The sequence below is a fragment of the Luteitalea sp. genome (assembly GCF_022842525.1).
Classification (GTDB): Bacteria; Acidobacteriota; Vicinamibacteria; order Vicinamibacterales; family Vicinamibacteraceae; genus Luteitalea.
In genome coordinates this window covers 1-21,676 of record NZ_JALHPM010000120.1, presented here as the reverse complement: position 1 = coordinate 21,676, position 21,676 = coordinate 1, and the positions used below count along the sequence as shown (strand labels likewise).

19 protein-coding genes are annotated in these 21,676 nt (G+C 69.4%); 11 read left to right on the top strand and 8 right to left on the bottom strand.

Going from position 1 to position 21,676, the window contains the following annotated elements:
• Positions 1-1,147 (top strand): hypothetical protein (locus Q0C41_RS20675; RefSeq protein ID WP_291986984.1); only part of this gene is annotated, 1,147 nt, incomplete at its 5' end.
• A gap of 18 nt (positions 1,148-1,165) precedes the next feature.
• On the opposite strand, the gene Q0C41_RS20670 is transcribed toward Q0C41_RS20675, so the two are convergent.
• Positions 1,166-3,022 carry a DUF885 family protein gene (locus Q0C41_RS20670; RefSeq protein WP_291986982.1) on the bottom strand — a complete coding sequence of 619 codons (1,857 nt, stop codon included), beginning with the start codon at positions 3,020-3,022 and terminating at the stop codon, positions 1,166-1,168.
• A gap of 68 nt (positions 3,023-3,090) precedes the next feature.
• On the opposite strand from Q0C41_RS20670, the gene Q0C41_RS20665 reads away from it, so the two are divergent.
• Together Q0C41_RS20665 and Q0C41_RS20660 are read left to right on the top strand one after the other, a co-directional pair.
• Entirely contained in the window at positions 3,091-3,372 is a 282-nt protein-coding gene (locus tag Q0C41_RS20665; protein ID WP_291986980.1) for a hypothetical protein, read from the top strand.
• A 47-nt stretch (positions 3,373-3,419) separates the two neighbouring features.
• Positions 3,420-3,638 (top strand): hypothetical protein, encoded by a 219-nt coding sequence (locus Q0C41_RS20660; RefSeq protein ID WP_291986978.1) that lies wholly within the window; start codon positions 3,420-3,422, stop codon positions 3,636-3,638.
• 19 nt (positions 3,639-3,657) lie between these two features.
• Here Q0C41_RS20660 and Q0C41_RS20655 read toward each other — a convergent pair whose 3' ends face one another.
• The 3 genes from Q0C41_RS20655 to Q0C41_RS20645 form a co-directional block, all read right to left on the bottom strand.
• Positions 3,658-5,130 (bottom strand): CehA/McbA family metallohydrolase, encoded by a 1,473-nt coding sequence (locus Q0C41_RS20655; protein WP_291986976.1) that lies wholly within the window; start codon positions 5,128-5,130, stop codon positions 3,658-3,660.
• Positions 5,131-5,217: 87 nt separating this feature from the next.
• On the bottom strand, positions 5,218-5,745 hold the full coding sequence (locus Q0C41_RS20650; RefSeq protein WP_291986974.1) for a DUF3253 domain-containing protein: 528 nt from the start codon (positions 5,743-5,745) through the stop codon (positions 5,218-5,220).
• A 251-nt stretch (positions 5,746-5,996) separates the two neighbouring features.
• Entirely contained in the window at positions 5,997-6,812 is an 816-nt protein-coding gene (locus Q0C41_RS20645; protein WP_291986972.1) for a DUF1080 domain-containing protein, read from the bottom strand.
• Between the two features lie 154 nt (positions 6,813-6,966).
• Between Q0C41_RS20645 and Q0C41_RS20640 the strand changes: the two genes are divergently transcribed.
• The 4 genes from Q0C41_RS20640 to Q0C41_RS20625 are packed head-to-tail and all read left to right on the top strand — an operon-like array spanning position 6,967 to position 11,691.
• Positions 6,967-8,181 (top strand): dipeptidase, encoded by a 1,215-nt coding sequence (locus tag Q0C41_RS20640; RefSeq protein ID WP_291986970.1) that lies wholly within the window; start codon positions 6,967-6,969, stop codon positions 8,179-8,181.
• Positions 8,182-8,207: 26 nt separating this feature from the next.
• Positions 8,208-9,506, top strand: a complete 1,299-nt coding sequence (locus Q0C41_RS20635; protein ID WP_291986967.1) for a hypothetical protein — start codon at positions 8,208-8,210, stop codon at positions 9,504-9,506.
• Positions 9,507-9,556: 50 nt separating this feature from the next.
• Positions 9,557-11,089, top strand: coding sequence for an AbgT family transporter (locus tag Q0C41_RS20630; protein ID WP_291986965.1), 1,533 nt, complete (start codon positions 9,557-9,559; stop codon positions 11,087-11,089).
• Between the two features lie 8 nt (positions 11,090-11,097).
• A complete protein-coding gene (locus Q0C41_RS20625) occupies positions 11,098-11,691 on the top strand; it encodes a hypothetical protein (RefSeq protein WP_291986963.1) in 594 nt (197 codons plus the stop codon).
• Position 11,692: 1 nt separating this feature from the next.
• On the opposite strand, the gene Q0C41_RS20620 is transcribed toward Q0C41_RS20625, so the two are convergent.
• Entirely contained in the window at positions 11,693-12,493 is an 801-nt protein-coding gene (locus Q0C41_RS20620) for a hypothetical protein (protein ID WP_291986961.1), read from the bottom strand.
• Between the two features lie 59 nt (positions 12,494-12,552).
• Here Q0C41_RS20620 and Q0C41_RS20615 point away from each other — a divergent pair, with 59 nt between their 5' ends.
• The 4 genes from Q0C41_RS20615 to Q0C41_RS20600 all read left to right on the top strand — a co-directional run bounded on the left by Q0C41_RS20615 (position 12,553) and on the right by Q0C41_RS20600 (position 16,023).
• Entirely contained in the window at positions 12,553-13,149 is a 597-nt protein-coding gene (locus tag Q0C41_RS20615; protein ID WP_291986959.1) for a hypothetical protein, read from the top strand.
• Positions 13,043-13,279, top strand: a complete 237-nt coding sequence (locus Q0C41_RS20610) for a hypothetical protein (protein WP_291986957.1) — start codon at positions 13,043-13,045, stop codon at positions 13,277-13,279. Before Q0C41_RS20615 ends, Q0C41_RS20610 begins: the two co-directional genes overlap by 107 nt.
• Before the next feature lie 100 nt (positions 13,280-13,379).
• Positions 13,380-14,480 carry a hypothetical protein gene (locus Q0C41_RS20605; protein WP_291986955.1) on the top strand — a complete coding sequence of 367 codons (1,101 nt, stop codon included), beginning with the start codon at positions 13,380-13,382 and terminating at the stop codon, positions 14,478-14,480.
• The gene (locus tag Q0C41_RS20600; RefSeq protein WP_291986954.1) at positions 14,473-16,023 is read left to right on the top strand and encodes a hypothetical protein; all 1,551 of its coding nucleotides are present in this window, start codon (positions 14,473-14,475) and stop codon (positions 16,021-16,023) included. Before Q0C41_RS20605 ends, Q0C41_RS20600 begins: the two co-directional genes overlap by 8 nt.
• 14 nt (positions 16,024-16,037) lie before the next feature.
• Here Q0C41_RS20600 and Q0C41_RS20595 read toward each other — a convergent pair whose 3' ends face one another.
• Genes Q0C41_RS20595 through Q0C41_RS20585 form a run of 3 tightly spaced genes read right to left on the bottom strand, consistent with a single transcriptional unit; the run spans position 16,038 to position 21,649 of the window.
• Positions 16,038-18,461 carry an ABC transporter permease gene (locus tag Q0C41_RS20595; protein WP_291986952.1) on the bottom strand — a complete coding sequence of 808 codons (2,424 nt, stop codon included), beginning with the start codon at positions 18,459-18,461 and terminating at the stop codon, positions 16,038-16,040.
• Positions 18,462-18,499: 38 nt separating this feature from the next.
• Positions 18,500-20,116 (bottom strand): amidase family protein, encoded by a 1,617-nt coding sequence (locus tag Q0C41_RS20590; protein ID WP_291986951.1) that lies wholly within the window; start codon positions 20,114-20,116, stop codon positions 18,500-18,502.
• The gene (locus Q0C41_RS20585) at positions 20,117-21,649 is read right to left on the bottom strand and encodes a M81 family metallopeptidase (RefSeq protein WP_367079264.1); all 1,533 of its coding nucleotides are present in this window, start codon (positions 21,647-21,649) and stop codon (positions 20,117-20,119) included.
• Between the last annotated feature and the right edge of the window lie 27 nt (positions 21,650-21,676).

Below are 21,676 nucleotides of genomic sequence, written 5' to 3'. Positions count from 1 at the left end.
AGACGGGCAGCAGGTGCCGATCCTCGCGGCGGGCAAGCTGTCCGGGCGCGTGGGGCAGTACACGGTCGGCGTGATGAACGTGCAGACCGAGCGCGCCGATCTGCCCATCCCCGGCGGGCCAGCGGTCACGGCGCCCTCGACCAACCACAGCGTGCTGCGCGTCAAGCGCAACCTGTTCACCAACAGCAGCATCGGCGCCATCGTCACCAATACGCAGCGCAGCGAGCACGACTTCAGTCGTCTGGCGGGCGTCGACGCCAACCTGTGGTTCACGCCGGCGCTCAAGGGCGAAGTGCTGCTGGCGCGGACGTTCAATCCCTCGGGGGCCCGCAACGATGGCGTCGGCATCGGCCGTCTGATGTATTCGAAGCAGAACATCGTTGCCGACGTGCGTCACTACGCCATCGGGCCCGACTTCGTGCCGGAGATGGGCTTCGTCACGCAGAACGATCTGCGACGGTCATCCGTCGATGCGGGCTACACGCAGTGGATCAACCGGGCGGTCGTGCGCAACGTCATCTACACCGGGTCGCTCGTGCACGACGCGTTCTACGACCACGGCTTCCTCGGGCGACGCGGGACGGCCGGTGCCGACGTGACGCTGGAGTCCAACGACAGGGTAGGGTACGCCTATGGCCCGGCCAGGGAGCGCATCACGGTGCCCTTCCGCGTCGGGCCCATCACCATCGGGCCAGGCGACTACTCCAACCGGTCCCATCAGCTGTCGTTCCAGAGCAACGCCAGCCGGCCCGTGTCGGGCATCGCCACCTATACGCGAATGGACTACTGGGGCGGCGATCGCCGGCAGGTGCTGCTCTCGACCGCCGTCCACCCGTCGGCCAATCTCGCCGTGGACCTGATCTACACCTACAACACCGTCGAGCACCCCAACGGCGCCTTCGACACGACGACGGTGAGCAATCGGGTGCTGTATGCCTTCACGACCGACCTGTTCGTCAAGTCGTACATCCAGTGGAACGATCTCGACCAGCGGCTGTCGGCCAACGTGCTCGTGGGGTGGGAGTACCTCCCGGGCAGCGAGATCTATCTCGTGTACGACGAAATCCGCGACCGCTTCGCGTCACCACAGCTGGCGCCACGCAACCGCCTGTTACTGGTCAAGTGGGCCTACAAGTTCCGCTTCTAAAGCGACCGCGTCATCCGTTCACGCGCGCGCGGCACGCATCCAGGCCTCGACGTTGCCCGCCAGGACGTCGAGCGGCACGTTGCCGCCCAGCAGCAGGGTGTCGTTGAAGGCCTTGTCGGCGAAGGCCGTCCCCAGCGTGGTCCTGGCCAGGTCGCGCAGGCGGACGATCTCGGTGTGCCCGACCTTGTAGCCGCACGCCTGGCCTGGCCACGAGCAGTAGCGGTCCACTTCGGAGGCGACCTCGAGCGGATTCGATCCGTTCACGTCGACGAAGAACTGCACCGCCTGGGCGCGCGTCCAGCGCTTGGCGTGCAGCCCGGTATCGACGACGAGGCGGCAGGCCCGGAAGGCGAGTGACTGGAGATAGCCGAGGCGGCCGACCGGGTCGTTCTCGAACGCGCCGAGTTCATCGGCGAGCTGCTCGGCATAGAGCGCCCAGCCCTCCGAGTAGGCGTTGAAGGCGAGCATCTGCCGGATGAGCGGCATCTCGTGGGTGTACTCGCCCTGCCAGATGTGCCCGGGGATGGCCTCGTGGAACGTCAGGTCGGCGAGGCTGTACTTGCTGTGCAGATCGGTCGTCCGCAGGTTGATCCAGAAGCGGCCGGGGATGGTGCCGTCGACGGATCCGGCGCCGCCGTACGCCGCGGGTGCGCCCGGCTCCTCGTCGGGCGGCAGCCGTTTCACTTCCATGTTCGGGGTGACGAGCGTGTTGAAGGCGCGGGGCATCTGCGCGCGAATCCATTCGAGGCGGTCCTGGATGAACGCCAGGATTTCGGCGCGGCCCGCGTCGCCCTCGGGGAACGTGTAGCGCGGGTCCTTCGCCAACGCCTGCATGCGGGCGCCGACGGTCCCCTGTGTGTAGCCGACCGTCTTCAGGATCTCGTCCATGCGCGCCTGCAACTGCTGCAGCTCGCGCCGACCCATCTCGTGGACCTCGTCGGGCGACATGCGCGTGGTCGTCGAGGCCCGCAGCGCCCAGCGGTAGTACGCCTCGCCATCGGGGCGCGCCCACATGCCGGCGTCCTCGGTGGCCGACGCGCGCTGGTCCTGCAGTTCCGCGATCTGCTGCTGGAGCGCCGGAGCGATCGCCGTCGCGGCGATGGTGCGCGCGCGATCGGCCCACGGGCCAGGGATGGCCGTCGTCCGCCGCGCGAGTGACTCGACGAGCGGACCACCCTCCCGGGCACTCTTCTCGGCGGCACGCAGCTGGACCAGGGCCTTGTCGATGAGGAACCCCGGCGCCACCAGCCCGTGGGCGCGTGCGGCCTTCAGGCGCCCGAGTTCGCCGGCCAGCTGCGTCGCGAACGACTGCAGCCGCGCGAGGTACGCATCGGCGTCCGCCACCTGTTCGACGCGGTGTTCGGCATCGAGCATGCGCGGCACGTCGAGGTAGGCACCCACGTTCTGGATGACGACGTACGGCGTGATGCGCCAGCCGCCGACGGGGACGTCGCCATAGGGCATCGCGAAGCCGTCGAGCGCCGTGGCATAGGCGCTCCGCACCACCTGCAGGCTCGTGCGCGTGGCATGCGACAGGCCGCTGGCATCGAACGCCGTGGCGCGATCCAGGTCACGCCGCAACAGGGAGGCGATGCGCTGCTGGCCCTCGGCCGAGCGGTCCATCAGCTGCGATCGCAGGCTGGCGAGCGCGCCGGTGTCCAGCCCGAGCGACGTCGCCATCTCGGGCGCGAGGCGGAGCAGGCTGTTGCCGATCTCGGCGAGCAGCACGCGCGCACTGGCGTCGGCCTGCGCGGCCGGCGCGGCGGCGGACGACGGTGACGTGGCCTCTCGGCTGCACGCCGAGACCAGGGGAGCCGCGGCGGTCGCCGCCAGCGCGGCGATGGCCTGGCGTCGCGTGAGGAAAGCATCGAGCATGCCCAACTCTAGAACACCTGGACGACCGTGGGCACGAGACGTGCTTCTGGCAGGTGCGGAGGCACATGATGTTCGACCCGAACCAATCTCAGCACGGCGAATCCCCACGCCCAGCCACTGGCTCGTCAGCCGCCGGCAATCAGCAGCCCGAGGTCTCACCCGTCGAGGGCGATTCGCCGACGCACGGCACCGTCGAGGGACCGCTGGCGGCCCAGTCATCGCCGCGCGACGCGGAGGCTCAGCCCGAACCGGAGTCCGAGGGCCGGCCGACCGAAGACGACCCCCGGAAGTCCGATGGGGTCGCCGAGTTCAAGAAGATGGAAGAGCACGCCGAAGCCGGGCGCGACTGAGCAGCTTGGCTACACCTGTACCGGAATCGAATGACCGAGGAGACCCGATGACCGCATCACCCAGACCCGATGTGAGCGACGAAGGCCAGCCGTTGAGTGCGGCGGGCGAAGGCCACACCGGCGACGCGGCGCACGCCGAGACGCATGTGGATCCGGCCAACCCTGCCAGCAAGCCCCAGGGCACTTTGCAGGACCAGGAAGCCAACATGGAGTCGGAGGGGCAGCCGGCGCAGCCGGTGGGGCCCGAGACCACCAGCAAGGACTGACGGACCTGCCGCACCGGAGCTAGAAATAGATCGGATTGCCGAAGGCCGCCAGGCCTTGGCCGTCCCGGACGCGCAGGTGCACCCACTGGCCGGTCGAGACCCGCACCGAGTGCGTCAACTCGGCGCTCGCCGTCTCGATCGGCATCGTGGCGACGACAACGCCGCTGCGCACGACCTCGACCTGCTGGCCCGCCGCACGGTCGACCCGGATCTGCAGCAGGACCGACCTGGCTCGGCCCGTCGCCGACGTGGCCGGCATCACGCTCCCCATCGCGACACGCTGATCGCCGAAGCTCGCTGCCATGTCGACGAGTGGACCCTCCGGACCGCGGGTCCGGACGTGGACGCGTCCGGCGCGGATGCCGTCGAGGAGGGCCGCCTCCGACAACTCGGCGGCGAAGACGACCGTGGCTGGTGCGCCGACGCGCCCTCGCGGCGAGCGGGCGGAATGGTCGTCACTGCCACCAACGCCGGTGATGCGATGTCCCTCGTCGAGCCTCGCGTACCAGAACGGCATGCCGGCGGTGGGACCCTCGATGACCCCGCCGTTGACCACCTCCATCGCGTCGATGCGCTCCCACGGCGTGCGCGGCGCATCCCATCCGCAACCGGTGCAGCGATCGCCGGTCTCGCGCGCCGGATGATTGATCGAGAGCAGCGCACCCTCGCGCCGGACATCCTCCACGACGTCGATCATCGAACGCTGACGGAACCCCAGCCGAAAGTCGATGACGCGACTGGTGCCATAAATGTTCGCGTGGCCGTGGAACGTCGTCAGTTCCTGCCCGCGCAGGAGCAGCATCGATGGCAGGCTCTCCTGCAGCGTGGCCAGGTCGGCGTGATGCGTGGTCGTGTTGTGGTCGGTGACCGCGAGGAAGTCGAGCCGGCGTGTCCGCGCGGCCTCGACGACTTCCCACAGCTGGCACCCTCGGGCGTCCGTCGTCCCGGGGTCGACGCAGCCGAAGCCGTCACTGTGCAGCGTGTGCGCGTGGAGGTCGCCGACATACCAGCCTGGCTCGTGCTTCAGGACCGCGCCCAGGCCCTCGCGTGGCGTGCGCCGCGTCGACATGCGGATGGTCGCACGCCACGTCGATCCCTCGCCGGCGCGAACCACGGGAATCCCGAGCGACAGGCGCCACGTGCCTGCCACGATGGGTCCGGGAACGTACGACGGCGTGGCCTCGAACTCGCCCAGATGAAACCGCTCCTTGCTGAAGCGGCTGGTGCCTCGAAAGCGCTGGGCATCGAACAGCCCGACTTCCAGTTGTGTGCCCTCACCCTTGTGCGCGTGGGTGAACTCGACGTCCATCCGGGTGACGCCCGGCGGGACCTCGAACGCATGCGCCTGATAGGTGCCCTTGTCGGCACCGGTCACGGTGCCTGTGAGGATGACCGGCGGCGGATCAGCCCCCGGCCGATCCTGCGTGGTGATGGCCGGCACGCCCACGAGCGACATCGAGGCAATCAGCGTAACGAGCGTGAGCCGTGTCATCGGAGGCCAGTGTCGACACCGTGTGTAACGCGAGTGTGACTGCGGCGCTGCGTTGGCGTGACGTCGCTGCCACCTGTCGACGCCGCGTCACGCCCCGTCCGTGCCGCCCGGCGCGAGCCGATACCGGAGCACACCCCGCGTCGGTTCGTCGGTCACGCGCTGGCCACCGCGCAGGATCTCCAGTGCGCCCCGTCCGGACATGGCCACGGCGTGGTCACGCACGACCGGTAACAGCGCCCGCCAGGCGCCTGCGCCCACGACTCGGGCCACGTCGCTCGGACAGATGGTGCGATCCGGCGCACGACTCCGGAGCAGCGCGCGCGCCGTGGCTTCGATGCGGCGCGTCATCGCCGCCGGGTCTGGTGGCAGCCACCACGCATGACCGCGCTCGCCGAGGGCGACCTTGGCATCGCTGACGCGGCGTCGACTCGCGCGGACAGCGACCTCGGTGTCCGCGTCCCGTACCGCTCGCCGCGCGGCCATCAACTCGTTGACCAGCTCCTGCCGGAGATTCGGCGGGATCTGCGGATCCGAGGCGCGCCACCGTCGTCCGTCGATGACGATGAAGGCGTTGGCGGGAGGACCGGCCGAGCTGGACGGTTTCGGCGTCGTCACGCTTCCACCGTACAACCCCCGCGCGGCCCCGTGCCACTGCGTCTCGCCCGGCGGGATCCACACGACGTCGCCGGGCCGGATCTCCTCGATCGGTCCGCCCCACCGCTGCGCCCGACCAAGACCGGCCGTGACGAACGACGTCTTCCCGGGGTTCTTCCTCTACTATCCGCAGCGCGCGCAGCAACCGGCGGCCATCACCGCCGTGATCGAGACGTTCCGCCTGCAGCGATGACGCCCCGCCTGGCGCCCGGCTACTGCGCCTCGGCGAGCGGGCGAATCCAGATGTTGCGGAAGCGCACCGGATTGCCGTGGTCCTGCAGGCCGATGAAGCCCTTCGCGTGCGCCGGCGTGTACGTGCCGATCTGCTTGTGCCCGGTCGGCCCGAGGAACGCCTGCGCGGCGTGCACCGTGACGCCGTTGTGCAGCACCGTGACGATCGCCGGCGTCTCGAGGGCCGTGCCCTTGAAGCGCGGCGCCTTGAAGACGATGTCGTAGGCCTGCCACTCGCCGGGCTTGCGCGAGGCGTTGACCATCGGCGGGAACTGGCCGTACATCGCCGACGCCTGGCCATCGGGGTACGTCACGTTCTCGTAGCTGTCGAGGACCTGGATCTCGAACACGCCGTTGAGGAACACGCCGCTGTTGCCGCGGCCCTGACTGTTGCCCTTGACCTCGGTCGGCGTGGCGAACTCGACGTGCAGCTGGTAGTCGGTGAAGTCGGCCTGCGTCGTGCGGATCATGCCCTTGCCGCTCGACATCACGCCGGCCTCGACGGGCCAGCTCACGGGACCACCGCCCTGCGTCATCTGCCAGCGGCTCAGGTCGGTGCCCGTCCCGAGCAACACGATGGCGTCCGACGGCGGCGCCAGCGACACCAGCGGCCCGGGCGTCACGACCCGCGGCTGCGGCCGCTTGCCGTCATGGATGCGCCACTTGCCGTTGGGCTGCATCGGCGTGTCGTCGTAACCGGTCGGCGCGGGTGGTGGCTGCGCCGGTGGGGTCTGCGCCTGTTGCGCACTCACGATCGCTCCCGCCAGCAGGCAGGCGAGCACTACGGACATCCTCATGCGACGGCTCCTCGGATTCGAGCGTTCCGAATGGGGAACGCTCCCGGAACGGGATGATAGCCGTTCAGGGCCGCCCGGATCCGGCGGCCCATCGGTCGCGTGCGGGCCGGGTCGACTTCTCGCCAGGTCGTCCGCAGGAGTACTCTGGCCCCCCATGAGAGCCCGGATCGCCACCGTCGCCCTGCCGTTCGCGCTGGTGATGGCCACGCACGCGCAGGACGCACCAACCGTGTCGGAGGCGGCCCGCCGCCTGCATCACGACGCGTTCGTCTTCGACGGGCACGTCCACATGATCAACCGCCAGCTGCACCTCGGGGGGAGCATCGGCGACCGCCTGCCCGACGGCCAGGTGGACCTGCCGCGCATGAAGGAAGGCGGTGTCGACGCCTTCATGATGACGTTGTACGTGATGGAGCCGTACTACCCGGCGCGCTACGAGACCAAGCAGACGCTGCGCCTGATGAACATGGCGCTCGACCAGATCGAACGGAACAGCGCCGTCGTCGAACTCGCGCGCGACGCCGACGACATCGCGCGCATCAACCGCGCCGGGAAGATGGCCGCCGTCCTCGATCTCGAGGGCAGCTTCGATCTCGATGGCGACCTCGACGTGCTGCGGGCGCTCCATCGCCTCGGCCTGCGCGTCGTGCAGCTGCCCGCCCACAACTGGGGCAACGAGTACGCCGATTCGTGTTGTGCGCCTGCCCGCTGGAACGGCCTCACCGATCACGGCCGCGCGGTCGTCCGCGAGATGAACCGGCTCGGCATCGTCATCAACGTCTCGCATGCGTCCGATGCCACGCTCGCGCAGGCGCTCGAGGTGAGCACCGATCCGATCGTCGCCACGCACCACGGCCTGCGCAGCCTCAACGACATCCCGCGCAACATGCCCGACGACCTCCTGAAGAAGCTCGCGGCCAAGGGCGGGGTGATCGGCTTCCACATCGGCAATGCGTTCCACAACCGCGCCCAGTTCGACTGGCTGACGAAGCAGGCCGGCAAGCCCTTCTGGGACACGTCCGAGGTCGCGGGCGACAGGAGCCGCTTGTCGATGGCCGAGATCGATCGGCGAGTCGCTCCGCAGTTTCCCCTGGTCGAGCCGCGCGCGCCGGACGACCTGCTGATGTCGGTCGACGACTGGGTGGGCGTGGTCGATCGCGCGATCCAGTTGGTGGGTGAGGACCACGTGGCACTCGGCAGCGACTTCGACGGCGGCCCGACGCCGGCGGGCCGCATCCGCGACGTGCGCGATCTGGCGCTGATCACCGAGGCGATGATCCGCCGCGGCTACTCGGAGGCGCGCATCCGCAAGTTCCTCGGCGGGAATTTGATGCGCGTGTTCAGGCAGGTCACCAGCAAGGCGCGCTAGCGCCACCGCGTTCGAGGAGGACTCCGATGGCACACAGACCCACGCGGCGCGAGATGTTGGCGACCACCGGCCTGACCGGCATGGCCGCGCTCACCGGCCTTGCCTCCAGCGCAGGTGCGCAGACGACGCCGAGGCAGCCTCGCATCGCCTGCCTCGTCAGCTACTGGGGGGCGACGCGATCGCACGCGGACTGGATCGTCACCAAGCTGATCGACGGCTACTGGTGGCAGGGCGCCCATACGCCATCGCGTGTCGACGTCGCGGCGGTCTACATGCACCAGCGGCAGACCAGCACGCTCGGCGAGAAGGTCTGCAAGGCCAAGGGCATTCCCGTGTTCGACACGGTCGCCGGCGCCGTCACGCTCGGGGGCACGGCACTCGCGGTCGACGGTGTCGTGATCGTCGGCGAGCACGGCGAGTATCCGATCAATCTCAAGGGGCAGTGGCTGCTGCCGCGGTGGTGGATCTACCAGCAGGTCGTCACGGTCTTCGAGCAGAGCCAACGCTCGGTGCCGGTCTTCAACGACAAGCATCTCTCGTACAACTGGGACGAGGCGAAGTGGATGTTCGACAAGTCCCGTGCGTTGAAGTTCCCGCTGACCGGCGGGTCATCCATCCCGATCTACTTCCGGACGCCAGAGATCGAGCTCGCGGTCGAGACGCCGATCCGGGCGTCGGTCGTGGTCGGAGGCGCGTCCGACGAGGGCGCCCTGTTCCATTGCGTCGACGTGCTGCAGGCCTTCGTCGAACGCCGCGCGGGTGGTGAGACGGGCGTCAAGGCCGTGCAGTGGATTCGCGGTCCCGAGACCTGGGCCTGGACCGAGCGGAACCCGTGGGCTGGCCGCCTGCTCGAGTCGGTGCGCACACGACTCGACCTCGCGCCGGGACACTTCCAGGACAACAAGGCGCCCAACGTCTGCATCGTCGAGTATCGGGACGGGACGACCGCGGCGATCTATTCGGGGCGCGGCGCCGGATGGACGTACGCCGGCGACATCGCCGGGCAGACCGATCCGACCATCATCTCGATGCTCGGCTGGCCTGGCCCCTTCGACCAGTACCATGCCTCCAACGCGCAACCGCACTGGATTACCGAGACGATGGTCACCGGCAAGGAGCCGTTCGAGGCCGAGCGGCTGCTGCTGTCCACCGGCATCGTGACCAACACCCTCGACTCGAACTGGGAGAATGGCCGCTACTCGCCGGTCGGACGCCGCGTCGAGACCCCGTTTCTGGACATGACCTACCGCTCGACGCGGGGCGCGCAGTTCAGCACGGGCGCGCGGCCGCCGCACGTGCCGTACCTGCGAGGCTTCGACAGCTAGGCGGAGCGGGTGCGGGGCCCTCGTCCGCTCCGTGACGCTAGAATCCCCCCATGTCCGAGACGGTGCCTGCCCGTACGCTTCTCTCGCGTTTCCTCGGCGTGATCGAGCGGGGCGGCAACGCGCTGCCGCACCCCGCGACGCTGTTCGCCCTGATGGCGCTCGCGGTGATTCTCGTCTCGGCGCTGGCGGCGCAGTTCGATCTGTCGGTCGTGCATCCCGGCACGAAGCAGGTCATCGAACCGGTCAGCCTGCTCTCGATCACCGGCCTGCACCGGATCCTGACCGAGATGGTGACCAACTTCACCAGCTTTGCGCCGCTCGGCACCGTGCTGGTCGCGATGCTGGGCATCGCGGTGGCGGAGGGCAGCGGCCTGATCGGCGCCGCGCTCAAGCTGGTGGTCCTGTCCGCGCCACCTCGCCTGCTCACGATGACGATCGTGTTTGCCGGGGTCATGTCGAACGTGGGCGGCGAGGTCGGCTACGTGCTGCTGATTCCGCTGGCGTCGCTGATGTTCCTGACCGTCGGGCGGCACCCGGTCGCGGGGCTGGCGGCGGCCTTCGCCGGGGTCTCGGGCGGCTACAGCGCCAACCTCTTCCTCGGCACCGTCGATCCGCTGCTGGCCGGGCTGTCGGAAGAAGCCGCGCGCATCATCACGCCCACCTACGAGGTCAACCCCTCGGCCAACTACTACTTCATGTCGGTCTCGACCTTTCTCATCACCGCGCTCGGCACGGTCGTGACCGAGCGTATCGTCGAGCCGCGCCTCGGCGCCTACACGGGCGAGGGCCAGACCGATGCGCATGCCACCACGCTGACGCCGGCGGAGAAGCGGGGGCTGGTGTTCGCGGCGGCTGCCGCGCTGGTCGTCTCGGCGCTGCTGCTGTGGGGCACGGTGCCGGAGTCCGGCGTTCTCCGGGATCCACAGACCGGCAGCCTCCTGCGCTCCCCCTTCATGTCGGGGATCGTCGCGCTGATCTTCTTCACGGGTCTGGTGGTGGGCCTCGCGTACGGCATCGGCGCCCGCACCGTCCGCAGCGACAGTGACGTCGTTCGGGCGATGGGCAAGGCGATGGAGACGCTCGGCGTCTACCTCGTGCTGGTGTTCTTTGCCGCCCAGTTCGTCGCGTTCTTCAACTGGACCAACCTCGGGCTGATCTTCGCGATCAAGGGGGCGGCGGCGCTGCAGGCCTCGGGGCTCGGCACCATTCCGCTGATCGTCGCCTTCATCGTCGTCTCGGCGACCATCAACCTCTTCATGGGCAGCGCCTCGGCCAAGTGGGCGCTCATGGCCCCGGTCTTCGTCCCGATGTTCATGCTGCTCGGATACAGCCCCGAGTTCACGCAGACCGCCTATCGGATCGGCGACAGCACCACCAACATCATCTCGCCGATGATGACCTACTTCGCACTGATCATCGCCTTCATGCAGCGCTACCAGCCGGCTGCGGGTCTCGGCACGCTGGTGGCGACGATGCTGCCGTACTCGGTGACGTTCTTCATCGGCTGGACGCTGATGCTCGTGCTCTGGATCCTCGCGGGACTGCCGGTCGGCCCCGGAGCCGGACTCTACCTGCAGCCCTGATGCCGCGCATGCCCCGACTGCTCCTCCCGTCCCGGCCTGCCGGGCTGCCCGCCACCCTGGCGACGCTCGGCGCGCCCTGCTACCTGCATCGCACGCCGACGCGGCTGCTGTGGCCGCTGCTGGCCTTCGCGCTGGCGGTGGTGCTCGGTGGTCTCGTGCTGGTCGGTGTGTGGGTCGCACGCGGGCAGGCCGGCATCGCCGAAGGGGCGTTCGGCGCCTTTCTCCTGGTCTTTGCCATCGTCCTGGTGCGGCCGAGGACGTGGCGTCCGCACATCGCCCTCGCCGCCGACGCGCGTGGCCTGTTCTTCCTCGGCACCAGCGAGGTCGAACCGGCGGTCTTCGTGCCGTGGTCCGAGATCGGGCCGATGTCGATCGAGCGCCGTTCAGCCGGGAGTTCCGGATTGGCGCGCACGGTGGTCCTCTCGATCGCAGATACCTCGGACGTCTGGGTGCGCGCGAAGCAATCGCGATTCCTGGGCCTCATGCTCGGCCCGCCGGATGCCGACGGCCGGCGCGACCTGCCGATCGGCAACGTTGGCCTGCGGCCCGAGGACACGCGCGAGGCGCTCGAGGCGTTGCGACCGCGTGCGGAGGGCGCCTGAGTCAGGGCTTCGCTGGCGTCACCACGACGTTGCGGAAGTGCGCCTCCGTGCCGACGTCGATCCACAGCGCGATGCCGCCACGCCCGTCAGCGCCAGTCCGGAGATCGTTGACGATCAAGGTCGGTTGCGGCTGGTCGTGGACGAACAGCCTGGCGCGCGTACCCTGCACCTCGATTCTGACCTTCGTCCACACGCCGGGTTCGAGGTCGACGTAGGACTCGTACTTCTTCGGGAACTCCGTTCGCAGCCGCGACCACGTCCAGGCGGGGTGCGAGATGTACTGCACCGCGTGGTTCCGCCGGACCTGGTCGTCGGCGCGCCCATTGGTCGGACGGAGGTAGAACGCCTCGTACGTGCGCAGGTCCTCGTGCACACGAAAAGCGATGCCGACGAATCCGCGGGCCCCCTCGAACGTGCCGGTCTGCGGTGCGCCGGCGATCTCGGCCTCGATGGTGCCGTTGCCGAACGAGATGCCGTCGATGACGGCGAGTTGCTCGAGCGTCTGGCCGGTGCGCGCCGCCTCTTCCCGCTGTGCCGGGGTGAGCGCGGTGAACCGCGCGCGCGCCTCGTCGCTCATCGTCATGCGGACGCCGGCGCGGCCGTTCAGGGTGGCGGGCGACACGGCGACGTTGTGGGGGCGCAGGCCCGCGATGTCCGCGAGCGGGACGCGTCGCACGGCTGGTTGTGCCGCCACGTCGGCCAGCGCGGTGAGGGTCAGGGCGACGCCTGTCAGCCACAGGAGGCCGCCAGGCGTCGCGAGACGATGGCGGCGACTCACGGTCGCGTCGGCGTGCATGCGCATGGCTGTCGATCCTACTGCAGGCATGACATACCATCGCGGGCGAAAGGCGAGACACACGCATGCCCGTGACGACAGACGAACCGACGACTCCGGCGCTCACGCCGCCCATCGGCACCGCTAGCGCACAGCGATGGTGGGCCCATGAAGACTGGCTGGCCGTCTGGCTCGGGCTGATCGTGCTGGTCATCACTGCGACCGGCGTGCTGCCGGTCCTGCCGGCGCTGCGCTGGGGCGGCGCCGTGGCCTGGACCGCGCCGTGGAGTGTCGCGGTGCTGACGCCCTGGATCGTGTCCGGACTGCTGGTGTGGGCCCTCGCGCTTGCCGGCCTCCGCGCCCAGGGGCAGGCGATCCTTCCCTTCACCCGCGGCTTCATCGTCGTCTTTGCGCTGGCCTGGCTGTCGATCTGGCTCGCAGGCCATGCCACCGCCTCGCGCTGGGGCATCGAGTACGTCATCTTCGCGCTGGTCATCGGCCTGGCGGTGGGACATGTCGCTGGCACCGCCACCTGGCTGCGGGACGCGGCGCGGACGGAACTCGTTCTCGTTCCTCGTGCCCGCGTCCATCGTCACCGAGACCAAGGCCTCGATCGGGGCCATCCGGACGCTGTGGTTCTCGCTGGCGTTCGTCTCGATCGGCATCGAGACGCGACTGGGTGACCTGCTCACGCTCGAGGACGGCCGTCCGTTCGCGGCCTTCACGCTGGCGCAGGGCTTCAACGTCGTCTGGACACTGCTCGTGGCGTGGCTGGTGTTCGGCGGGGTGCTGCTGCCGGCCCTGGTGTTCTGATCGCGCCTTCACCGCAGAGCCTGCCACTCGGTCTCGTGTCGTCTGTGCTGTTCTCGCCTGGCCAGCGTTCGTACTGGTACAGCAGACAGGAGACGAGCGCATGCAGGTCTGGACTCCGGTGTTCCACCACCAGTTCCTCGACGGCAATCCGGCGAACTTCAGCGCCCCACCCGGAGCGTTGACGGCGCTGCCGAACGGTCTCGCCGTGCAGCCGACGCCACCGCCGGAGCAGCGCGGCTACGCGATCGCGCCGGGGCACTCGCTCAGCTATGCGCTCGAGCGCACGCTCCTCGGTGTGATCGGGATCGACATCCGGCTCGATGTCATCGTCTTCGGCAGCGCGCAGGACCCCGTGGACGTGCAGGTCCGGCTCGACGGGCAGGCGGTTCGCGTCATCGCGGACTTCATTGGCCCGCTGCTCAGACTGCAGTTCCGGGTCGGTGGCACCACCATGGCCGCCAGCATTCCGCTCGACGCCGAGAGCGGCCTGTTCCGGCTCCATCTTCGCTGGCACACGCACGGGCAAGGGTCGATGTGGGTCAACGACGTGCTGCGCGCCTACCAGCCAGCACTGCAGCCCGGGCTGTCGCTGCCCATCACCACGATCTTCGTCGGCCATCACTCTCTGAGCGTCACACCAGCCCCGCCCCGGATGCGTGTCCGTCGCTTCACCGTGAAGGTCCTGCGGAAAGACGATGCCACACGCCTGCTGGACGATCTGTTCCCGCTCCCGCGTCCACTGCCGATCGACCCCGACTGCGCCAAGCAAGTGGAGGGGCTGACTGGTGCGGCGATGGTCGAGGCGCGGCAGCTGATGGCGACCGCCGTGACCACCTGGACCCGGCGCTGGACCGCGGGGCAGGCCCACAGTCCGTTCTCAGCCGAGGCCGTCGCGGCGCACGAGGCGGCCGTGCAGGCGGGGCGCGCGTTCGTCGCCTTCATGCTCGGCCAGGAGCGAGCCGACGCCGACCGCTTTGTCGCACAGGCCAGCACGTTTCTCGCGTTGCTGCAGGCGGTCGATCCGGCGAGGTACGCCACGCTGTTGGCGAAGGCCGAGGAGGCGTCGACGCGAGTCGACCTGCCCTGCATCACCGCGCTCGAACCGCTGAGGCGCCTGTACGAATCGCGGCTGACACCCTTGAGCGAACTCGTCCGCGACCTGGCCGTGGCCGCACATGCCGTCGGAGGACCCCATGCTTGATCTGAAAGCCCATGCCGACGTGGCCGTGTCGAGCGCGTTCAATCTGACGGGGCCGCTGCGCCACGACACCGTCGTGCAACTGGCGGACGCCTGGTCTCCCGAGATTCGCTTTCACGAGGCCGAGCGCTTCCACCCGGTCGATTTCGAGGCGATGTTCGCCGTGCCGCCGGCCGTCATGGCGACGCTCGACGAGGCGACGCGGGACACGCTGCGCATCCAGGTCGGCAACGCGCGCTTCGAGCCGCCCATCATCCGCACGGGATCGGACACGGTGCCGGCGAGTGCGCTCACCACCGCCGTGCTCGCCGACCCCACGACAGGGGCCGAGGTGCAGGCGCGACTGTCATCGAGCAGTGTGTATACCCATGGCGGCGGGTTCGACAGATCGACGCAGTTGTTCGGCGCCTCCACGACCGTGGCCGGCCTGGTCGACCCCACACCGGGTGACCCGCGCGTCCCGCGTCATCCGATCGTCGTCCGGGCCGAGATGCGGTTCCTGTTCGAGACCCTGAAACACGAATTGCAGGCTGATCGACCGAACGACGCGCTCTGGGGCCGGTTCGCGGTGGACGCGTCGCTGTTCCGGCTCGCCGTCCCGGGCAGCGCCGTCCCGTTCACCACGAGTGCGAAGCGCGACATCCTGCGCCGCCTCATCGCGGCGATCGACGCGGGTGATGCCGCCGCGCAGGCGGCCGCGCTGGCTGACATCCCCCCGCCGTGGCAGCTGAACGGGCGTGCGTGGGAGGCCCTGCGCAACTACGTGTTCGTCGAGTACTACTTCCTCTACGCCTTCAACGACTACCTGCAGGTCGCCGACTCGATCTTCTCGAACGAGCACGAGGGCGACAACGAGGGCTGTTGCGTCGTGTTCGATCGCCGCGATCTGGAGGAACTCGGCGCCGGGACGAAGACGCTCGACGAGATCGTCGCGCACACGATCATCACGTCCGTGCACGAGGAGTTCAATGACAACGACGAGCTGAAGCGGCTGCCGCTCGATCGGGATCGGGCCCGCGACGACCTCGTGGTGTACGTCGCGGTCGGCAGCCACGCCACGTACCTCACCGCCGGCAGCCACGACGTCCTGGATTTCGAGGACATCCTGACGGACTTTCCCGGGAAGATTCCCGGATGGGCGTGGCTCATCCCTGGCGCGCCGATCATCGTGCTCCTGCTGTTGATCACGGCCATCAGCGAGCACTTCGCCGATGCGGAGGACGAGACGTCCGACAACGGCGCCTCGACGGGGCCCGAACCCGAGCCCGGAAGCGATCCGGGGCCGCTCGTGTTTCCGAGCCGCCGCACGGTCACGCCGCTGTCGGCGATCACCGGGCCCGACGCGGACGTCAACGCCTATCAGGCAGCGCTGGCATCAGCCCCGCCCACCGTGTCCCTCGCCGATCTCACGCGCCGCGCGTTCCCCGGCACATGGGGCGGGCACGACGGCCTGCGCGACCACAGCCCGAAGTGGGAGAACAAGACCGCCCGCTATTTCCGCAAGTTCGTCCACTCGGGAGACATCAGGACCACCGTGATCACATGACGCGGAGGCGGTAGCTATTCCTCGCGCAGGGCCTCGACGGGCGCGACCTGTGACGCGCGTCGCGCCGGCAGCCACGACGCCGCGAGCACCGTCGCGAGGGACACGGCGGCGGCGAGCAGCAGCGTGCGTGGATCACCGGGCTCGATGCCGTAGAGGTAGGCCCGGACGATCCGGGCGGCGGACCACGCGCACGCCGCACCGACCAGCACGCCGGGCACCGCGATCGCCAGACCGTCCCGCAGGAACATCCAGACGACGGCCTGGCGCGTGGCGCCGAGCGCCAGGCGCACGCCGATCTCTCGAAGCCGCGCCGCCACGGAGTACGCGAGCAGCCCGTACACCCCCATGCAGGCCAGCAGCATCGTCACGGCCGCCACGAACGTCGCCACTCCTGCCGTGAAGCGCTGTCTCAACAGCGTGCTGTCGACAAAGTCCGGCGACGTGATGAACCCGCGCAGCCTGCGATGCCCCAGCTCGGTGATGACGCGCGTGTATTCCTCGCGTACCGTCGTCAGGTCGCCGCTCGCGGCGCGGACGTACGCCATCGGGAACTGCGACCGCTCCAGGTCCTGCAGGATCGGCCGGAAAACCACGAATGGCCGCGGATCGTCGAGCTTGCCGTAGGGGGCATCGCCGACCACGCCGATTACCTCGATGTCGCGAGGCTCTGGACCGGTGAGTCGGATATGCCGCCCGACCGCGTTGCCCCCGGGGAACAGCGCGCGCGCCACCGACGCCGAGACCAGCGCGACGTCTGGTGCGCCCTGGTCGTCGTCCCACGTGATGTCGCGGCCCTGCAACCGCGGCAGTCGGAACAGATCGAAGAAGCACGGTGACACGCACTCCGGCAGCACCGCGATCTCAGGCACGGCAACCCCGTCGGCTCGCGTGTAGTGCTCCGTCGGCAGCGGACCCGAGGTGGGGAAGTACGTGGGGTAGTACACCGACAGTGCGGCCGCCTCGGCCCCAGGCATCTGGCCAAGGCCGTCGACGAGCGCCCGGTAGTACTCGGGGGTCAAGAGCGTGCGATCACCCGGTTCGCGATACGCGCGGTTGAAGATGATGCGCTGCGACTGGAGCGACGTATCGTTGGCGCGAAGGCGGGCCAGGGTCGCCGTGAAGAGTCCGGCTCCGACGAGACAGGTCATCGACAGGGCGACCTGCGCCACGAGAAGGCCGCGCCCGATCCGACCGAACGACGCGCTGGTGCCTCGCCCGCGACGGAGGCAGTCGTCGACGCGACCCGTGACCGACTGCCACGCGGAGACGGCGCCCATGGCGAGGGCAATCAGGAGCGTCGTCAGCGCCGCCAGGGCGAGCACGCGGATGTCCGGTGTGACGTCCGGAAACTTCGAGGTGAAGAGGCCGGTTATGAGGGACGCCCTGACCGCCTGCACGATCCCCCATGCCAGCGGCACCGCACTGATGAATGCCACGGCCGCCAACAGGATCCCATCCAGCAGCAGCTGCCAGCACACGCGCGCCGTGCTTGCGCCGAGGGCGAGACGGACCGCGACCTGGTGCCTCCGTGTCAGCGAGCGCGCCAGGGTGAGGCCCGCAAGGTTGGCGCAGGCGACCGTCAGCAGCATCGCCATCAGGCCCAGCAACAACACGAGCGTCCTGCCGTAGCGGGACGACCGATCCCAGTAGCCCATGACGAGTGGTGCCGCGTCCAGCTGCTGACGACGCAGGGCGTCGCGCTCCGGTTCAGGCAGGCTGTCCGGCAGGGTCTCCGCCTGGATCGCCGGCCAGCGCGCGCGCAGTTCCGCGCGTGCCGCGTCGATGGACACGCCGCGCGCGAGACGCCCGACCACCGCTCTCGAGCGCAGCGGCCGCGATCGGTCGAACGGCTCGATGATGTCGGACGGTCGCCCCGATTGAAGCCCCTGGAAGCCGTTCGCCGTGACGCCGATGACCGTGGTCGGCACCGCATCCACCGTGATCGTCTCTCCGACGCCGGCACCACTGCCGAACAGGCGCCGACGGAACTCCTCGCTGATCACGACGACCGCGTCGTCTGCGTCACCGAAGAAGCGACCCGCCGCCGCACGCGCGCCGACCATCTCGAAGTAGGTCGGCGACACGGTGTCCGTCACGGCCTCGAAGACGCCGGAACGCGTCTCCACGCGCGCGAGTCCCCCGCCGTCGTACAGCGACATCTGTGCAAAGGACTGCTGGGCGCCCCGGTAGGCCTTCAGGGTGTCGGCGTAGAACCAACCCGAGACGTTCGCCCGCGGATCGAGGGCCGACAGGGCCACGAGCTCTCCGGGGTTCGGCACGTCGACCGTCCGCAGCACGAGGGCGTTGAGCAGGCTGCCGATGGCCGTCGTCGCGCCGACAGCCACCGTCAGCGTGAGGATGACGATGAAGGAATACGTCGGCGCGCGGCGCAGGCTGCGGACGGACTGTCGGACGTCGAGGCGCAGGGCGTCCCACATGCGCGAAGTCTAGCGCAGGGGCACGTCACGGACCCTTGTCAGCGCAGGGGCGGCGTCGACGTCGGTGCGCGACGATGCCGCGTGGCTTGCTCGTAGGCGAACGCGAGGCGGATCAGGGTGGGCTCGGACCACGCGCGTCCGAAGAGCGTGAGTCCTGCCGGCAACACGTCGCCACGGGTGTAGCCCATCGGCACCTGGATCGCCGGGAAGCCGGTCTCGGGTGAGAAGAACTGGCTGTTGTCCCCGTGCGGCGTGTTGAGGTCGCCGATGAGGCGCGGCGGGTGGCTCCACGTCGGATACACGAAGGCGTCGAGCTGCTGCGCGTCCATCGCTGCCGTCACCGCGTCGCGCACGTGCTGCCGCCACGCCGTGTCGGCACGGCAGGCCTCCGAGTCCGGACCGTGATCCGGCACCTCCGCGGCACGTTCGAGCTGGCGGCGGACGCTCGGATGGAAGCGCCGCGACGCCAGGACCTCCGCGAGCGACGTCACCGGCACGCGGTCGCCATGCGACGCGAGATACCGATTGATCTCGTACCTGAACGAGCGGCACGTATCGGCTGCGGCAGGCGACTGCTGCGTGGTGAGCGCGGGGACCGGCGCCGGGTCGATGATCGTCGCGCCGGCCGCACGCAGATCGGCGAGCGCTCGATCGAACACGCGCAGGACCTCCGCATCGGTGGTCGCCGAGTCGAAGGCGGCACGCAGCACGCCGATGCGCGCGCCCTTCAGACCGTCGCGATCGAGCGCCTTCAGGTAGTCCTGGGGCAGGTGCGCGTCCGCGGGCGCAGTCGCGGGATCCTCGGGGTCCGACCCGACGATCACCTGGAACACACGCACGGCGTCCTCGACGGTGCGGGCCATCGGCCCCGCGATGTCGGCCAGCAGGCTCAGGGGCATCACGCCACCCCGGCTCGTCAGGCCCATCGTCGAGCGGATGCCGACGAGCGCCTGGTGCGAGGAGGGCCCGCGGATCGAGTTGCCGGTGTCGGTGCCGAGCCCGACCGTGCCGAAGCTTGCCGCGACGGCGGCCGCTGTTCCGCCGCTCGATCCCGCCGTGACGCGGTCGAGCGCGTAGGGGTTCTTCGTGTAGCCGGGCAGGATGGAGCTCACCGTCTCGTACGGGGTGAAGGCCCACTCGGCCATGTTCGACTTCGCGAGGACGATGGCGCCCGCCGCCTTGATGCGGGCGACCTGGAAGGCGTCCTTGCGCGAGACGAAGCCTTCGAGCGACAGCGAGCCGTTGGCGCTCTGCATGCCGATCGTCTCGAAGTTGTCCTTCACGATCATGGGCACGCAGTGGAGCGGCCCGACGAGTCCACTTTGCGCGAAGCGCTGGTCCAGGGCCGCGGCCGTCGCCAGCGCCTCGGCATTGGTCACGACGACGGCGTTGAGGGCCGGGCCGTTCTTGTCGAGCGCCTCGATGCGACGCAGGTACTGCGCGACGAGGGCGCGACACGTGAGGTGCCCGCCACGCATCGCGTCGTGAATCTGCGCGATGGTGGCCTCGTGGACGTCGAACCGGCCCGGCGCAGGCGCGTCCGTGCGTCCGACAGCGGTGGGGACCTGCGCGCTGTTCCGTCCGCCGGGCGAGGCAGCGGACGCGAGCAGGACCCCGCCGAGGGCGAGTGCGACGAGTCTGGCGACGGTGTGCATCTACTGGAAGCGGTCGGACGCCGGCACCCACTTCACCGACAGGTCCGGGTCCGGCATGTCCTTGTCGAGCGGATACATGGGCCGCGTGATGCGCTTGTAGGGCAGGCGTTCGAGGTCCTGGTCCACGCCGCCCGGGGTGAGGGCCATGACCCAGTCGGCCTGCATGTCGTACAGCTCTGGCTGGAGGTAGCCGATCTTCACCACGACGATGTCGGCCTTGCGTGGGGCGAGCCCGAGCCGCGTGAAGTCGGCTTCGTAGTGATACGGCTTCCGCTTGGCTGTCACGATCACGCTGACGCTGCCGGTCTTGATCACCACCTCGGTCACCGCGTCCTTGTCGCCGTTCTGGATGGCGGTCACGGTCCCCGCGATGCGCACCGGTGGCGCATACCGATCGTCCACGGCCGCTCCGGCGGTGCCCGCCACCGTGCCGCCGACGCCGGCCTTCACCGCCTGCGCCACCAGTTCCGGGCCGGGCAGCGAGGCATAGATGAGGGAGGGGCCGTCGGCACGCTGGAACTCGGGGCGTTCGAGGATGCGCGTCAGCGTCCAGGTCACGTCGCCTGCGCCACCGGCCGTCGGGTTGTCACCCATGTCGCTGAGGAAGAAGGGATGCTTGTCGCTCTTCAGCGCGCGGGCCATCGCGTCCTCGTACGGCAGCGTCGGCGCGACGAACTCGAAGTTCGTGCGCGCGGCCCAGAAGCTGGCGGCCAGGCCCTCCGCCGCGGTCTTGACGGCCGCCTCGTCGTCGCCGGTCACCATCACGGCAGCGTGGTTGCGGGGCTCGTCGGCCCAGGCGTAGCCGATCCAGATCGCGGCGTCGATGATGCCGGGCCGCGTGGTGATCTCCGGGATGGCGGCGTAGATGCTCTTGGCGGGTTCGATCCGCGTGCTGGTCTTCTCGCCAGGCAGCAGGACGGGGACGGCGACGTAGGCCTTGTAGGCCGGTCGGCCCTTGCCGCTCTCGAGGCGCGCGAGCAGGTTCTCGGCGGCGCGCTGCTTGGAGACCATCTCGTCCTCGTGCGGCGCCATGCGGTAGCAGGTGATCAGGTCGGACTCGGCCGCCAGGCGCCACGACACGTTGCCGTGCAGGTCCATCGAGGTCGAGATGAGGGTCGTCGGTCCGACCACCTCCCGGATCCTCGCGATCATGTCGCCCTCGGGGTCCTCGAGGCCGACGACGCTCATGGCGCCGTGGATGTCGAAGAACAGGCCATCGAGGGGCAGCTGCGCGCGCAGGCCGTCGAGCGTCTTGCGCATCAGGGATTCATAGGCCTCGCGGGTCACGGCGCCGCCCGGCAGCGCGTGTCCCTGCACCGTGCCCAGCCACACCGCGCGATCGCGCAGCGACGCCGCCCCGGAGAAGAACGGGTAGGTGTCGAGGATGGCTTGCCCCGTGCTGGCCTTGAAGGCCGCTTCATCGGTGGTCGCCGGCGAGAAGGTGCTGGACTCGATGGCGAGTCCGGCGATGGCGATGCGCGGTTTCTCCGCGGCACTGCAGGAGGCGAGGGCGAGGGTTCCGAGCAGCAGCAGCGTTCTGGTCACGGCCCATTCTTTCAC

Coding starts and splice junctions, on each gene's coding strand:
- Q0C41_RS20660 (WP_291986978.1), top strand. CDS start 3,420: ATGACCGCATCACCCAGACCCGATGTGAGCGACGAAGGCCAGCCGTTG.
- Q0C41_RS20655 (WP_291986976.1), bottom strand. CDS start 5,130: ATGACACGGCTCACGCTCGTTACGCTGATTGCCTCGATGTCGCTCGTG.
- Q0C41_RS20630 (WP_291986965.1), top strand. CDS start 9,557: ATGTCCGAGACGGTGCCTGCCCGTACGCTTCTCTCGCGTTTCCTCGGC.
- Q0C41_RS20645 (WP_291986972.1), bottom strand. CDS start 6,812: ATGAGGATGTCCGTAGTGCTCGCCTGCCTGCTGGCGGGAGCGATCGTG.
- Q0C41_RS20670 (WP_291986982.1), bottom strand. CDS start 3,022: ATGCTCGATGCTTTCCTCACGCGACGCCAGGCCATCGCCGCGCTGGCG.
- Q0C41_RS20600 (WP_291986954.1), top strand. CDS start 14,473: ATGCTTGATCTGAAAGCCCATGCCGACGTGGCCGTGTCGAGCGCGTTC.
- Q0C41_RS20665 (WP_291986980.1), top strand. CDS start 3,091: ATGTTCGACCCGAACCAATCTCAGCACGGCGAATCCCCACGCCCAGCC.
- Q0C41_RS20625 (WP_291986963.1), top strand. CDS start 11,098: ATGCCCCGACTGCTCCTCCCGTCCCGGCCTGCCGGGCTGCCCGCCACC.
- Q0C41_RS20635 (WP_291986967.1), top strand. CDS start 8,208: ATGGCACACAGACCCACGCGGCGCGAGATGTTGGCGACCACCGGCCTG.
- Q0C41_RS20595 (WP_291986952.1), bottom strand. CDS start 18,461: ATGTGGGACGCCCTGCGCCTCGACGTCCGACAGTCCGTCCGCAGCCTG.
- Q0C41_RS20640 (WP_291986970.1), top strand. CDS start 6,967: ATGAGAGCCCGGATCGCCACCGTCGCCCTGCCGTTCGCGCTGGTGATG.
- Q0C41_RS20605 (WP_291986955.1), top strand. CDS start 13,380: ATGCAGGTCTGGACTCCGGTGTTCCACCACCAGTTCCTCGACGGCAAT.
- Q0C41_RS20615 (WP_291986959.1), top strand. CDS start 12,553: ATGCCCGTGACGACAGACGAACCGACGACTCCGGCGCTCACGCCGCCC.
- Q0C41_RS20590 (WP_291986951.1), bottom strand. CDS start 20,116: ATGCACACCGTCGCCAGACTCGTCGCACTCGCCCTCGGCGGGGTCCTG.
- Q0C41_RS20620 (WP_291986961.1), bottom strand. CDS start 12,493: ATGCGCATGCACGCCGACGCGACCGTGAGTCGCCGCCATCGTCTCGCG.